Origin of the sequence: Chryseobacterium indologenes, from assembly GCF_001295265.1 — a bacterium.
Classification (GTDB): Bacteria; Bacteroidota; Bacteroidia; order Flavobacteriales; family Weeksellaceae; genus Chryseobacterium; species Chryseobacterium indologenes_A.
Genome location: NZ_LJOD01000011.1, coordinates 61300 through 75721 on the forward strand (window position 1 = coordinate 61300; position 14422 = coordinate 75721).

Here is a 14422-nt window from a genome sequence, read left to right on the forward strand (position 1 = left end):
TAAGGGAGATAACATAAAATTATCCTGAAAAATGAAGACAGATACAGGAATTATTCCTCCTTCGATTTCATATTCTTTCCATCTGAAATATGCAGTCTCCTGAAAATCAATCCTGATAAAATAGTGAGTATTCCTACGGTAAGAAAAGTATAACGGAAGGCATTATGTGTTTCGCCTTTAATTAAATCTGAATTTTCAAAAAGTTTTAAAACGATCAGTCCAAAAGCAATTCCAAAGCCAATAGCGAGCTGCTGGTTGACTGATATAAGAGAGTTTCCGCTGCTGGTCTGAAAATTTCTGAGGTCTGCAATGGAAATGGTGTTCATTGATGTGAACTGGATAGAGTTGAAGAATCCCAATACCGCAATAATAGGGACAAACCAGTATAAAGATGTATGGATATCCGGAATGGCGAGAAGGCAGATCAGGGTTCCGATGATGAATGTATTTACCATTAAGGTCTGGCGGTAGCCGTAACGGTTCAGGATTTTAATAACGGAAGATTTACCGAATATTGCGGTTAAAGCCATGGGGGCAATAATCCATCCGGAAGTAACCGCCGATTGTTTATAATCCATCTGAATCATGAGAGGAAGCAGCAGCGGAATCGAGCTGATCCCCAAACGGGTAGCCAGATTTCCTACAATTCCTACTCTGAATGTTCTTACCTGAAATAAGTTTAAAGGGAAAATAGGATTTCCTTCTCTTTTGGCATGTTTATAATAATAGTAAAGAAATAAAAATCCGAGAATGAAAATTAAAAGCACCGGGCTTATATTCTGTATATCTCCGAAAAGCTCTAAAGAAATGGAGAGAAGGAGAGAAGCAGCAGCAAAAATTAAAAAGCCTTTAAGGTCAAAATCTACATCATTGGATTTATAGTCTGGCATAAATTTTAATCCTAAAATAATCCCTAAAATTCCGATCGGAATATTGATCAGGAAAATCCAGTGCCAGGAAAGATAATCTACCATATAACCTCCTACCAAAGGCCCTAATACAGGCCCGATCAGCGCAGGGATAATAGCGAAGTTCATCGCTTTAAGCAGCTCGTTCTTGTCAAACGTCTTAATCAGGGCCAGTTTGCCAACCGGGGTCATCAGACTTCCTCCAACCCCCTGAATAACTCTTGAAATAACCAGATGGGTCAGGTTTTGTGAAAGAGAGCAGAATAAAGATCCCAGACTGAACAGGACCAGTGAAAATATAAATATCTTTTTGGTTCCGAACCGGTCTGCCAGAAATCCGCTGGCCGGCATGAACACAGCTAATGTCAGAACATAGCTGATGATAGCGTTCTGCATATTCAGCGGGGATTCGTTGAGGTCCCTGGCGATGGATGGTAAGGAAGTATTAAGGATCGTGGAGTCCAGCATCTGCATGAAAATGGCAGTCGCCAGAATCAGTGGTAGGATCTTCTTTATAGCTGTTTGTTGTGGGCTTGATTCTGTCATAATGTACAGGCCGAAATGGTCAACGACATTCAGGCTTATTTATTTTGAATATAAGTGATCTGATCTTTAGATAAAGAATTCCTTATAAAATTAAAAAAGTCCTGTGAATTTTCACAGGACTTTTTAATTTATTTTCTTGGTTTTTCTACTCCTTTCCATTCGTCGCCGGCTTTTCGGTACTGGCTTAAGATGTAAGTTTTGAAATCCTTGGTTTTGTATTCTATGTTATCAGTGTTCTGTTCAAACGGCATGATATAGTAATAGTCAACATCTGTTTTATCAGATTTATTTCCTTTTTTTACTGTAGGAACATATTTAGAAAATTTATAGTTTGGAAGGTACTGTCTCAATCTGGTATAGAAAGCTTTGTCTTCCTTTTCATCCGGAATAATGTCTACGATATTGAAATTGTCCTTCTTTTTATCAATCCATAGGTAATAGGTTTTTTCTTCGCCTAAGTTTCTGTTCAGAGAGTTGAAGGCAAAAAGTTCTTTCGGAACCAGTTCCTTGATCTTTTCAGGATCTACTTTAGTATAATATTGTCCTTTGGAAGGATCTACATAGGTTTCGAGGTTGTACATCAGTACAGAATTGTTGGTGAAATTCTTATTTTTGAAATATTGGTTCAAAGATAGTTCAGCTGTTGCTCTTAACTCTTTTCCTCTTTCATCTAATTTTTTGGTAGGATTCTGAGGATTTACTTTTTTTACAAACTCATATAAAACAGCAGGCTTTACATCTTTAAGGTGAGGATACGTTTTAAGCTGTTCAGCTTTTACCAGCCAGTAAAATTGCTGATAATAATCGTCTTTATCAGAATCTTTTACGCTTTTATAAGCTAAAGCAAGCTTTTTTGAGTTCAGGTATTTGCCATATTTTCCCTGTCCAAAAGCAAAACTTATGGATAATAAGGCAAATAAAACAGTAAGATTTCTTCTCATTTTTTTATAATTGATATTTTCGTTTTCCAAATATAATTATTTATTAGATATTATTTTTGATTGTCAGTTAAATTCTGTCGATATTGTTATTGTTAATTCAAAAGAAAATCCTGTATTGCTACAGGATTGATAATTATAACTTTGAAGACTAGACCGGTAGAACTGAAAAATACATTGTAATGATTAATGTCAATAGTCAATTTAATTTTTTCTTCACAAAGTCAATGACGAATAAAACAGTGTCCGTAAATCCATGAGCACAGCGGGATTGGCCATTGCCCATTCACTTATTCATAGGATGTTTCATGAACCTTAACCGCCCTTCCGCTTGGATCATTCATTTTTTTGAAAGCTTCATCCCATTCTAAAGCGATAGGAGTGGAGCAGGCCACAGACGGAACAGACGGAACAGTGGCTGCTGCCGTTTCACTTGGAAAATGTTCTTCAAAAATAGTTCTGTAACGATATTCTTCCTTATTTTGCGGTGTGTTGAGCGGAAACCTGAATCTGGCGTTGGCCATCATTTCATCAGTGACTTCTTTTTCAGCAACTTCTTTCAGGGTGTCGATCCAGGAATAACCAACGCCGTCTGAAAACTGTTCCTTCTGTCTCCATACAATGGAATCAGGAAGAAGATCTTCAAAAGCTTTTCTCAGTACCCATTTTTCAATTTTTCCTTCAGCTGCACTGATCATTTTATCCTGAGGATTAATACACATGGCAATATCCATAAATTCTTTGTCAAGGAAAGGTACCCTTCCTTCAATTCCCCAGCTCATCAGGGCTTTATTGGCTCTCAGGCAGTCATAAAGATGTAGCTTGCTCAGCTTTCTTACCGTTTCATCATGGAATTCTTTAGCATTCGGGGCCTTGTGAAAATACAGGTAACCTCCGAACAGTTCATCGGAACCTTCCCCTGAAAGTACCATCTTAATTCCCATAGATTTAATTACCCTTGCCAGAAGATACATTGGAGTGGACGCTCTGATGGTGGTTACATCATAAGTTTCCAGATGATAGATTACATCACGTACAGCATCCAGCCCTTCCTGAACGGTGAAGTTCACTTCATGATGTACGGAGCCTATATGTTCTGCTGCTTTTTTTGCTGCAGCCAGGTCGGGAGAACCTGCCAGTCCCACGGCAAAACTGTGAAGTCTTGGATACCAGGCTTCCTGGGTGTCTCCGCTTTCAATTCTCTGTCTTGCAAACTTGGCGGTTACGGCTGAAATAACAGACGAGTCCAGTCCTCCGGAAAGAAGTACCCCATAGGGAACATCGCTCATAAGCTGTCTGTGTACGGCATCTTCCAGCCCTTTTCTGATTGCGGCGATATCTGTTTTGTTCTCTTTTACATGATCAAAGCTTTCCCAGCCTCTGATGTACCATTTTTGAAGTTCAGGGCCGTCCGGGCTGTAAACCACATGTCCCGGCAGGAATGTTTCAATGGTTTTGCAGATGCCTTCAAGGGCTTTTAACTCGGAAGCTACATAATAGTTTCCATTTTTATCCCATCCCTGATAAAGGGGGCAGATTCCCATATGGTCACGGGCAATAAGATATATTCCGTTTTCCATATCATAAAGAGAGAATGCAAAGATCCCGTTCAGCTTTTCAAGGAAATCTTTCCCGTATTTTCTGTATAAGGCAAGGATCACTTCACAGTCAGACTGAGTCTGGAATTCAAAATCAGGAAACTCTTCTTTCAGTTCTCTGTGGTTATAGATCTCGCCGTTTACTGCTAAAACTACTTTTCCGTCTTTGGTAAATAAAGGCTGCTTTCCGGAAGCCGGATCTACGATCGCAAGTCTTTCATGAGAAAAGATCACATGGTCATTCTGGAACACTCCGCTCCAGTCGGGGCCTCTGTGACGGATTTTCTTTGACATTTCCAGGACCTGAGGCCTTAATATTTCTGTTTTTTGTTTAGCATCAAACAAGCATACGATTCCGCACATTTTTTATCATTTTTTATTTGAAACAAAAGTAAAGGTGATGTTTAAAAATAACAATAAAAAATAAATAAAAGTTAATATTTTTAATCAATTTATTTATTTTAATGAAAAATATTAACTATAAAAATTGATATTGGTGTATTTGATTAATATTTTTCGTTTCCACGGACACTAGTGTATACTCTATACAAAATAAAAATGAAATAATTATTAATATATGGTAATTTATTATATGAATTTTAGCCCTTACTTTGTGGCTCGAAATAATTTTTTTTCATCATTTGTGTTTTTACCTTCTTGCAATTCTCTTTGCAAGAAGGTTTTGTTTTATTGGGACCCCAGCAAAACTCCTGAAATATTCCAGGAACTGAAGCTTATACCCTCTGTAGGACCTTGCGGAATTTTCACCTGTATACTGTGTTTACCCGCTTTCAGATCACCGAGAGAAATAAAATTGGGATTGGTAACTGTCCCGGGACACCAATTGGATCTGCTGAGGTCTGATGAGGAAAGGCCATCAGGAAAATTACCGGAGGCAGGATTATAAAGGCGGTAAGATCCGCAGTCTGCTCTCCAAGGTATAAAAGAGAAGGTCATTTTCCCGTCCAGCCAGATAGAATTGGCTTTGGGAACAAATTCATCTCCGTTTTCCCAGCCTCCGTGTCCTGTTGTTGTGAAACGGAGCTGAGCGTTTTTCAGTTCCTTCTTTAAAGTAAACTCCACAAAAAGACCTTTATCCTTATCAAACATCGTGGAATAATTCTGCCCGGCCATTTCCATAATGTTCAAAGTATTGAAAAGAGGAATGACCGTATTGTTTTTATGAACAGTCTGATCGCTGTTATGAATGGTAATTTCAAGGCTTACTCTGTGGCCGCCTTTATCGTAATTGCCTATAAAAGCGCCTACCCACAGTTCTTTTCCGGAAAGGGAAGGCTTCAGTTCCGTAATATCCTGGCGGAAAGGGCTGATTGTCTGCCAGTCTTTCCCTTTGAGTTGGATATGATTGAATTTCTGGATGCCGAATGCGGTAAAGAAACGCATCATTTCTACAGCTGGACTATAGTTTTCGTCAGCAGCTACACCAAAATATTGTTTTCCGTTTCCATTATCATAAGCAGGAAGTGTTTTGACACCTTTTTCCAATCCGTCAAAGAAAGAAACAGCTTTATCCTGCGGAATGAAGAATACGGTTCCGGTTCTGTCATACGCATCACCGTTGGACTGTTGTCTTAATTCCATAAAGATATTTTCTCCTTCTTTGAGGGCAGGGAACTTTATTTTTTTAAGAATAATTGTTCCGTTGGCGAATTTCTTTATGCTTTCATTGGATTTGGATTCATCTGAAAAATTGATCGTTTCATTTTCAAAAACTTTCAGTGTAGTGAAACGGCTTTTCCACAGAAGATCTTTATAGCCTAAAAGATCAGTGGACTGTACTGAGCCTTTGACGATCTGGTCAATATCCGTTTTCTTCACTTTCTTAATAGAGGTGGCCGTGATCAGTGAATTTTTGTTTCTTTCAACTTCCAGTACCAATCCTAAATTCTGTCCGAGAACAGAAGGTCCGCCATTGATTTTTAAGTCATTCGTGTACCAAATCTCAATGGTATTGGAATTGATTTTAGTGACTGCTTTTTTACAAGTATAGCCTAGGATTTTCTTGGTTTCATCCGTCATTTCAAAAGTCTGCTTTTTCACAGATTCCGCATCTGAGGAAGAAATAATTTCCCCCGGTTTCAGAAATGCATAAGAAACAATAGTATTGGTAGGCTTTTCCACTTTGGTGATCTCAAACGGATAGCTGCTCTTCTGCTCACGGATAGTCTGGTTCAGAATGAAATTTTCTTTTTCATTGGCCCATACCAGGGTAAGAGGCTGGTCAGACACTACCTTGCCATTATAGGAGCTGGTATACTGAATTTCATAGGTTTGCGCGGAGATCAGGCAGAATAAAAAGAGACTGAAGAAGCTTAATAGAATTCTTTTATGCATAATGAGATCATTTTCTATAAAGATAAAAATAGACTTTACAGCGTGAAAAATAAAACCGTTAACGTGATTAATGAGTAGAGATTGAATGTTCTGATGTTACATAATAACTTTAAAAAACAAAAAAACTACCCTGAAAATAGAGTAGTTTTTATATGGTATTGATAAATCCGGTTTACGAAACTCTTTCGATAAGTGCCATATAGAATCCGTCGTATCCTGTACTTGGCATTACCTTTTCATCTTTGATCATTTTGAATCCCGGATTGTTTTTAAGGAATTCATCTACCTGAAGATTGTTCTCTGAAGGCAAGATAGAGCAGGTGGCGTACACCATTTTCCCTCCTTTTTTCAGCATTTTAGAATAATCCTGAAGGATCTGCTGTTGTTCTTTTTTTATTCTGTCGATGAAATCCTGGTCGATTTTCCATTTGCTGTCCGGGTTTCTTTTTAAAACCCCCAGTCCTGAACATGGAGCATCAATCAGAAGACGGTCTGCTTTTTCATGAAGGCGTTTGATCACTTTATTGTCAGAAATCATGCGGGTTTCAATATTATGAGCTCCGGCTCTTTTGGCACGGCGTTTCAGCTCTGCAAGCTTCCATTCAAAAATATCTAAAGCGATGATCTGTCCTTTATTTCCCATTAATGCAGCAAGGTGAAGAGTCTTTCCACCGGCTCCTGCACATGCGTCTACTACTCTCTGGCCTTCTTTTACATCAAGGAAATATCCGATTTTCTGTGAAGAAGCATCCTGAACTTCAAACAATCCTTCTTTGAAAGCTGTGGTAAGAAATACATTTTTCTTTTCCTCCAGCTGTACGGCATCCGGGTAGTTTTTAATAGGATAAGAAACCACGTTTTCATCGGCAAGATCAGAAATAAGCTCTTTGGTAGATGTTTTTAAAGTGTTGGTTCTTAAAACAGTCGGTGCCTGCTCGTTCAGGGCGTGCATTTCTTTTTCCCAGCCGGAACCCAGTTCTTTTTCCAGAGTCTCAGCCAGCCATTCAGGGATAGAATGTTCAATAGCTTTGGTAGGAACCGTATTCTTTTTAAGTTTGGTAAGAATATCTGCGATTTTTATCCCGTCAAACTCTTCAAATTTCTTATAGTTGGTCTTGCTCCAAAGCAGATAAGCAAGAATAAGTTTATAGATGTTGTTGGGTTTTACCCCTTCTCCCATATAATATTCAAGACGTCTTTTCCAACGGATGATATTATAGAAGATCTCAGAAACAACGGCTCTGTCCTGGCTTCCCCATTTTTTATTAGCTTTTAAAAGTCTTTCGATTACTTTATCGGCGTATTTATTTTTCTCGAAAAATGTTTCCTGCAAAGCATCGTGAATTCCGATCGCCAGGTTTCTGTGAATAAGTTCCATAATTGGGTCTGCTGTTTTGAATCTGCAAAAGTACAATTTTTAAATGACAAGCCCTAAAATGAATATAAGTGCTTTTAATTGGCTGTCTTTTCCGGTACAATCTGAAATCCTTATTGCCGTATGTTAAGATCTGTTCTTTAGCAATGTTTTAAGATAGAACAAGGAAAATGGTTTCCGGATACAATATTTTTACGGTCACTGACTTTGGTGATTTTGTGAGCAGTAATTTTTTTATTGTGCTGAATTTCCAGCCGGATATTGATCTTCACCATTCAGCATGTTTTGTTTTTCACATCCATGAAGAGCAAAGCAATAAAAAATATCTCATGGTTGAAAAATTTTAATTAAGAATATAAAAAATTAACTTTGCAAAAAATTAAAAATATGAGTGATACTGTACTTTGTCCAAAATGCAGCTCTGAATTTACTTATCCGAGCGATAATATGATGGTGTGTTCCCAATGTTTCTATGAATGGAATCCTGAAGAAACTGCTGCGGAAGCTGCTAATGAAGGAAAAATCCTGGATTCAAACGGGAATGAGCTTATGGATGGGGATTCTGTAGTGGTGATCAAAGATCTTCCGGTAAAAGGAGCTCCAAAACCTGTAAAAGCAGGAACAAAAGTGAAAAATATACGTCTTCGTCCGGGAAGTGATCATAATATTGACTGTAAAATTGATGGTTTTGGTGCTATGGCCCTGAAATCGGAATTTGTGAAGAAAGCGTAGTACAGCTGGCTTTTGGCGGTTGACAATTGCTTGGCTTCGGATAAAAAGATTTTTTTTGGATCTGAAAAAAATCTAAAATTAGAGTCTCTATCCATACTTTTTGCCACTCATGCACGAATTATTGTATCAGTGCATGAGTGGCAAAATATTTTTCACTGATGGCAATGATGAATTCGATTTGAAGCTTAATAGGAAAATGTCTTTGTTTATCTTAATTAGTCAAAAACTATTTGTGTTAAACGCACAAAAAAAGGAAAAAATTGGACAGTGTAATCTTTCAAAGACTTAATTGCAAAAAGTTGCTAATGTCTGTCTCAGGGCAGAAAGAGAATTAACCAAAAATTTCCTTATGCTGTGTAAATACAAATGTAAGAAAAAGTTTAATAACGAAGTTCTGTATTTGTGATATTTTTATCCACAAACTAACAATAAGTGTAAGATAATCTTTGAGTTATGACGGGTTTTGAAATTCGAAAGTCTAAGGAACTGATTTTTTTAACCGAATGAAATACGAATCATTCCCTGTATCTTTTCATCAGTATACATCACCAGTTCTTTATCTTTCACCTTAATTTTGTTCCAGTAGTGGGTTCCGGCAAATCTGCTTTCAAGAACTTCGGCTTCCTGCCCGTTTCCTGTGAGTTTTATTTCCTTCGGGTAATAAAAAGATTTGGAAATCTGAAAATCAACAGTCTCGGTTTCATTAAAGATATTAACTTCTCCGAAAAGCCTGGCAACGTAAGAATTATACGGATTTCTGTAAGTCTCTTCCGGTCCGTCATTCTGAATTAGTCTTCCATCCTGAAGAATTACAATCTGATCCAGCCACGGCATAATATCCTGAAGTTCATGCGTAGAAATGATCAGGGAGATCTGGTGCTGTTTCACATATCTGAACAGCCTTTCACGAAGTTCTATCTTTCTTGGAAAATCCAGATTACTGAAAGGTTCATCTAAAATAAGCAGTTTAGGTAACACAGAAAGCGCTCTTGCTATAGCTACCCTCTGCTGCTGGCCGCCGCTTAAATATTTAGGAAGAACATGGGCAAACTCCTGAAGTCCTACTACTTCCAGAAGTTCCATGACGGTTTCTTTTTTCTGGGCTAAATTTATATTAGAGATAAATTTTCCTACATTTTCTGCAACGGTAGCATACGGCATAAGATCAAAATTCTGGGCAACAAATTTCATGTCCGCTTCTCCGGGAACAAGATTGCCTTTGGGCCCCAGTAGATGGGTCCCATTAAAAATAATCTCACCGCTTTCCCAATCCAGAAGTCCGTAAATAAGACTTAGAAGAGTAGATTTTCCGCAACCGCTTTCTCCTGCCAGAGCAATGATTTTTCCTGCTTCAAATCTTAGATTGAGGTTCTGGAATAACGGTTTGTCTTTGGTGTGGGAAAAGTATAAATTGTTTATTTCTAATAGCATAATACAAATGTAAGGTTTTTATGAAAACATAATTTTTTTTATTATATTAGCAGAAGTAATAAAAATATATCAAAAAATGAGAAAAAGACTGTTTTCATTAGCTATTCCCGCTTTATTTGCTGCAGCTGTAATGGTTTCCTGTAAAAAAGATAAGCCTCTTACCAGCGAAAGCAATGAAGTAACCACTACAAAGGAAGGGAACCAGTATACGCTGGATACATTGAACAGTAAAGTGGAGTGGAAAGGATATAAAGTTTTCAAATCGGAGAATACAAGCCATTTCGGAACCATAAAATTTGAAAGTGGTGATGTAACCGTAAAAGACGGGAAGCTTGAAAGCGGAAAATTTGTTGCAGATATGAATTCTTTAACTTCTGTAGATTTAAAGGATGATGCAGAAAGTTTAGGGAAATTAAACGGACATCTTAAGAGCGGAGATTTCTTTGAAGTAGAAAAATTTCCAACGGCTTCTTTTGAAATTACAAAAGTGGCACCTACTACTTCAGGGGATTACAATACTTTATTAGATGGTAACCTAACGATTAAAGGAATTACAAAACCGGTTCAGTTTAAAGCGAATGTTTCCGTAAAAGACGGAGAAGTAAGTGTTGCTACTGAGCCTAAAGATATCAAAAGAGAAGAGTTTGGAGTAAAATTCCAGGCTCCTGCTGAAAACGGAGTGATTAAAGATGAGGTAACCCTTCAGATCAACGTTAAAGCTTTAGAAAAGAAATAATTTTTTTATTTAAGTGAAATAAGTGATTGAAGTCTGCCTCCGAAAAAGGGGCAGATTTTTTTATGACAGATTCATTATTAAACTTAAAAACCGTATTTTTGCAAAACATTTTGAAAGGGTAAAACAATGATAGAAAAGATAGAAGAACTACTTACCGAGGTAAACGGCTTCAATGCTACATCAAAGGAGGAAATAGAAAACTTCCGAATCAAGTACAATGGGAAGAAAGGGGTTCTGAATGATTTTTATGAAACATTAAAGACAATTCCTAACGACCAGAAAAAAGATTTCGGACAGAAAATTAATACTTTGAAGCTGGCCGTGAATGGAAAACTGGAAAATCTTAAAGAAGCTTCCCAGTCTTCAATTGTTGTTGAAAAAGAAGACCTTACAAGACCTGCTTTTCCTTTGGATCTGGGATCAAGGCATCCTATCAACCTGGTAAAAAACAGAATTATCGAAATTTTTAAATCGATAGGTTTTGCTGTAGCCGATGGTCCTGAAATAGAAGATGACTGGCACAACTTTACAGCACTGAACCTTCCTGAATACCATCCGGCAAGAGACATGCAGGATACTTTCTTCATTGAGCAGAACCCTGATATTCTTTTAAGAACACATACTTCTTCTGTACAGATCCGTTATATGGAAGAAAATCAGCCGCCTATCAGAATTTTATCTCCGGGAAGAGTGTTCAGAAATGAAGCGGTTTCTTCGCGCTCACACTGTATTTTCCATCAGATTGAAGGATTATATATTGATGAGAACGTAAGCTTTGCAGATCTTAAGCAGACCATCCAGTTCTTCACTACAGAGCTTTTCGGAAAATCAAAGATCAGAATGAGACCTTCCTATTTCCCGTTCACAGAACCGAGCGCTGAAATTGATGTATATTGGGGATTAAACTCTGAAACCGATTACAGAATCACCAAAGGTACAGGATGGTTGGAAATTATGGGTTGCGGAATGGTAGATCCTGCCGTGCTGAAAAATGTAAATATTGATGCTGAGAAATATTCAGGATATGCTTTCGGGATGGGTATTGAGAGAATTGTAATGCTTCTTTACCAGATGAGCGACATCCGAATGTTCTTTGAAAATGATATCAGAACTTTAGAACAGTTCAAAACATTATAAAAAAATCAACCCTCCGGAATTTCCGGAGGGTTTTGTTTTTAATTACTGACCTAAGAAACAAAACGTAATTAAAAACGATCTTATTGAAAAATTACAACGTGTTTTTTTAAGGCTGCCGGGAAAGGTTCCTGAAGATATTTTTTATTCAGTTTTCCTCTGCTGTTATTATTAAGACAACCGTCTTCCGGAAAATATTACATCCGGAATAAAAAAATGCCTGTAAAAATTTTACAGACATTTGATTTATAAAAAAGGGATACTTTTACTTGATAAACTTTAAAGGATACTTTACATTTTTGTAGTCGTCAATACTGGCTTTTAAAGATCCTACGGCAAGTTCAGCTTTCAACAGCATGGGAACATGGTTGGCATCATTGGAAACCCACATGGTAACACCTTCTTTTTGCTTAAAAACCCTTCCGCTTTTTACAGACGGTATGATTTTCAGGCAGTTGATCTTCCCGAATTTTGTCTTCAGATCCTCTGTTCCGATTACTTTGAGCTGGAAAGGGAACATTTCATCATCAATCCATACATTCATGTTTATCACAGTGCCTACTTTCAGTTCATTGGGGCTTTTGCTTCTCAGATAATAAAAGCAGGAAAGCATATCCTGAACTCCTTTTACGGATTTAATCACTTTTGATCCGTTAGCCGGAGTTTTCTTATCCGTTAAGATCAAAGTATTATCGTTATGATTAAAAACGGTTTCAAAATGCTGGCGGTAGCTTCCTTCACGTACATTTCTTACATAAAAGCTCGGCAGACCGGTCTGCATATTGATAAAACTTTCATACAGATCTTCTACCTTAAAGAATGCTTTTACGGCACCTGTGGTCTGTCCTGTCCCTTTCACATAAAGATGGGGAACTCCCATATACGTTGTGGTTTTGGTCGTAAGATTAGCTGTTCCCGCATTCAGAATGCCATAATGTATTCTGAGGGTAATAGATTCACCATCAGCGATATTATCAACCTGGGCTTGACCCAAAAAGAACAGGAATACTGCAAAAAGGTTTAAAATTTTCTTCATGATATGACTTTTACAAAAACACTGCCAAATTTAAAAACACCGGATATTTGAATGTATTTGATAAATCTCAGGTTTTTATTTAGAATCAATTAAATAGGCTTCGCATTAAAATTAGTAAATTTGCAGGTATATGTATAATTAAATTATCTTTTTATTATGATAACTACCGATATATTGATCATAGGTGCCGGACCTACCGGGCTTTTTGCTGTATTTGAAGCAGGATTATTGAAAATGAAGTGCCATATTATTGATGCACTTCCACAGCCGGGAGGACAGTTGGCGGAACTTTATCCTAAAAAGCCTATTTTCGATATTCCGGGGTATCCTTCAGTAAATGCCGGAGAATTGATTGATAATTTAATGGAACAGATTAAACAGTTCCAGCCTGGATTTACTTTAGGAGAGACTGCGGTTTCTTACACAAAAGTAGATGATGAATGGTTTGAAGTAATTACTAACAAAGGAACAGTTCACAGAGCTAAAGCCATTGCCATTGCAGGAGGTTTGGGAACTTTTGAGCCGAGAAAGCCAACAATTGAGAATGTTGCTGATTATGAAGAAAAAGGACTTGAATATTTTGTAAAAGAGCCTGAGCATTTCAGAAATAAAAAAGTGGTGATTGCAGGAGGAGGAGATTCTGCTCTTGACTGGAGTATTTTCCTTTCCAATGTTGCCAGTGAAGTAACTTTGATCCACAGAAGAAATGAGTTCAGAGGAGCTCTGGATTCAGTAGAAAAAGTTCAGGATCTTAAAAATCAGGGAAAAATAAAACTGATTACCCCTGCTGAAGTTACTGCCATTAAAGGGAACGGAAAAGTAGAAGCAATTACCGTAGAGGTAGAAGGTCAGGAAGCTTACGATATTGAAACAGATTATTTCATTCCTTTATTCGGTCTTACTCCGAAGCTGGGAGAAATCGGAAACTGGGGATTAAATATCGAAAAAAATGCGATCGTAGTAAACAATGCTCTGGATTATCAAACCAACATCGATGGTATCTATGCGATTGGTGATATCAATACCTATCCTGGAAAACTAAAGCTGATTCTTTGTGGATTCCACGAAGCTACTTTAATGTGTCAGAGTGTATACAACAGATTAAACCCAGGGAAAAAATTCGTTCTGAAATATACAACAGTAAGTGGTGTAGACGGATTTGACGGAAGCCGTAAAGAAGCTGAGAAGGCAGTTGTTAAAAAAATTGACTAAATTTGCTGCAGGGAAAATGACAGAGCATCAGAGATGAAGATCTGTTTGTCATTAACTATTAACCAGCAATTATCAGTAAATGAACGATATCAATATTAAAATCACCGATAGAGAAGGAGTAACCCACGATGTAGTAGCCCCTACGGATATGTCTATGAACCTCATGGAAATTATCCGTTCTTATGAACTGGCAGAAGAAGGAACTATTGGTGTATGCGGAGGAATGGCCATGTGCGCTTCATGCCAGGTGTATGTAATCAACGATCCGGGGCTTGAGCCAATGGGTGCAGAAGAAGATGCCATGCTTGCAGAAGCTTTCCATGTAAAAGACAACAGCAGACTGGGATGCCAGCTGCACATCGTTAATGAAATGGAAGGACTGGAAGTAGAAATCGCTCCTTATCCTTAAACGAATATTTTT

Annotated in this window: 12 protein-coding genes; 5 read left to right on the plus strand and 7 right to left on the minus strand. The window is 37.7% G+C overall.

Annotation, left to right across the window (positions count from 1 at the left end):
- Nucleotides 1-50: 50 nt before the first annotated feature.
- From AOB46_RS15730 to AOB46_RS15750, 5 genes are all read right to left on the minus strand, one after another.
- Complete coding sequence (locus AOB46_RS15730) at nucleotides 51-1454, minus strand: MFS transporter (protein ID WP_062701081.1); 1404 nt, start codon at nucleotides 1452-1454, stop codon at nucleotides 51-53.
- A gap of 128 nt (nucleotides 1455-1582) precedes the next feature.
- A complete protein-coding gene (locus tag AOB46_RS15735) occupies nucleotides 1583-2425 on the minus strand; it encodes a hypothetical protein (protein WP_241489228.1) in 843 nt (280 codons plus the stop codon).
- A 257-nt stretch (nucleotides 2426-2682) separates the two neighbouring features.
- On the minus strand, nucleotides 2683-4353 hold the full coding sequence (gene asnB, locus AOB46_RS15740; protein ID WP_062701084.1) for an asparagine synthase B: 1671 nt from the start codon (nucleotides 4351-4353) through the stop codon (nucleotides 2683-2685).
- A gap of 324 nt (nucleotides 4354-4677) precedes the next feature.
- Nucleotides 4678-6345, minus strand: coding sequence for a GLPGLI family protein (locus tag AOB46_RS15745; RefSeq protein ID WP_062701087.1), 1668 nt, complete (start codon nucleotides 6343-6345; stop codon nucleotides 4678-4680).
- A 172-nt stretch (nucleotides 6346-6517) separates the two neighbouring features.
- Nucleotides 6518-7723 carry an RsmB/NOP family class I SAM-dependent RNA methyltransferase gene (locus AOB46_RS15750; RefSeq protein WP_062701089.1) on the minus strand — a complete coding sequence of 402 codons (1206 nt, stop codon included), beginning with the start codon at nucleotides 7721-7723 and terminating at the stop codon, nucleotides 6518-6520.
- Nucleotides 7724-8107: 384 nt separating this feature from the next.
- On the opposite strand from AOB46_RS15750, the gene AOB46_RS15755 reads away from it, so the two are divergent.
- Nucleotides 8108-8452, plus strand: a complete 345-nt coding sequence (locus AOB46_RS15755) for a zinc ribbon domain-containing protein YjdM (protein ID WP_062701091.1) — start codon at nucleotides 8108-8110, stop codon at nucleotides 8450-8452.
- A gap of 495 nt (nucleotides 8453-8947) precedes the next feature.
- Here AOB46_RS15755 and AOB46_RS15760 read toward each other — a convergent pair whose 3' ends face one another.
- Nucleotides 8948-9883, minus strand: a complete 936-nt coding sequence (locus AOB46_RS15760; protein ID WP_062701093.1) for a sulfate/molybdate ABC transporter ATP-binding protein — start codon at nucleotides 9881-9883, stop codon at nucleotides 8948-8950.
- 76 nt (nucleotides 9884-9959) lie between these two features.
- Between AOB46_RS15760 and AOB46_RS15765 the strand changes: the two genes are divergently transcribed.
- Both AOB46_RS15765 and pheS read left to right on the plus strand, forming a co-directional pair.
- Complete coding sequence (locus AOB46_RS15765; protein WP_062701095.1) at nucleotides 9960-10619, plus strand: YceI family protein; 660 nt, start codon at nucleotides 9960-9962, stop codon at nucleotides 10617-10619.
- A 126-nt stretch (nucleotides 10620-10745) separates the two neighbouring features.
- Entirely contained in the window at nucleotides 10746-11756 is a 1011-nt protein-coding gene (pheS, locus tag AOB46_RS15770; RefSeq protein ID WP_062701098.1) for a phenylalanine--tRNA ligase subunit alpha, read from the plus strand.
- Between the two features lie 262 nt (nucleotides 11757-12018).
- Here pheS and AOB46_RS15775 read toward each other — a convergent pair whose 3' ends face one another.
- Entirely contained in the window at nucleotides 12019-12789 is a 771-nt protein-coding gene (locus tag AOB46_RS15775; protein ID WP_062701101.1) for a DUF3108 domain-containing protein, read from the minus strand.
- A 156-nt stretch (nucleotides 12790-12945) separates the two neighbouring features.
- Between AOB46_RS15775 and AOB46_RS15780 the strand changes: the two genes are divergently transcribed.
- Both AOB46_RS15780 and AOB46_RS15785 read left to right on the plus strand, forming a co-directional pair.
- The gene (locus AOB46_RS15780) at nucleotides 12946-14001 is read left to right on the plus strand and encodes an NAD(P)/FAD-dependent oxidoreductase (RefSeq protein WP_062701103.1); all 1056 of its coding nucleotides are present in this window, start codon (nucleotides 12946-12948) and stop codon (nucleotides 13999-14001) included.
- 79 nt (nucleotides 14002-14080) lie between these two features.
- Nucleotides 14081-14410, plus strand: coding sequence for a 2Fe-2S iron-sulfur cluster binding domain-containing protein (locus AOB46_RS15785; RefSeq protein ID WP_062701105.1), 330 nt, complete (start codon nucleotides 14081-14083; stop codon nucleotides 14408-14410).
- Nucleotides 14411-14422 lie beyond the last annotated feature (12 nt).

Coding starts and splice junctions, on each gene's coding strand:
- AOB46_RS15730 (WP_062701081.1), bottom strand. CDS start 1,454: ATGACAGAATCAAGCCCACAACAAACAGCTATAAAGAAGATCCTACCA.
- asnB (WP_062701084.1), bottom strand. CDS start 4,353: ATGTGCGGAATCGTATGCTTGTTTGATGCTAAACAAAAAACAGAAATA.
- AOB46_RS15745 (WP_062701087.1), bottom strand. CDS start 6,345: ATGCATAAAAGAATTCTATTAAGCTTCTTCAGTCTCTTTTTATTCTGC.
- AOB46_RS15750 (WP_062701089.1), bottom strand. CDS start 7,723: ATGGAACTTATTCACAGAAACCTGGCGATCGGAATTCACGATGCTTTG.
- AOB46_RS15755 (WP_062701091.1), top strand. CDS start 8,108: ATGAGTGATACTGTACTTTGTCCAAAATGCAGCTCTGAATTTACTTAT.
- AOB46_RS15760 (WP_062701093.1), bottom strand. CDS start 9,883: ATGCTATTAGAAATAAACAATTTATACTTTTCCCACACCAAAGACAAA.
- AOB46_RS15765 (WP_062701095.1), top strand. CDS start 9,960: ATGAGAAAAAGACTGTTTTCATTAGCTATTCCCGCTTTATTTGCTGCA.
- pheS (WP_062701098.1), top strand. CDS start 10,746: ATGATAGAAAAGATAGAAGAACTACTTACCGAGGTAAACGGCTTCAAT.
- AOB46_RS15775 (WP_062701101.1), bottom strand. CDS start 12,789: ATGAAGAAAATTTTAAACCTTTTTGCAGTATTCCTGTTCTTTTTGGGT.
- AOB46_RS15780 (WP_062701103.1), top strand. CDS start 12,946: ATGATAACTACCGATATATTGATCATAGGTGCCGGACCTACCGGGCTT.
- AOB46_RS15785 (WP_062701105.1), top strand. CDS start 14,081: ATGAACGATATCAATATTAAAATCACCGATAGAGAAGGAGTAACCCAC.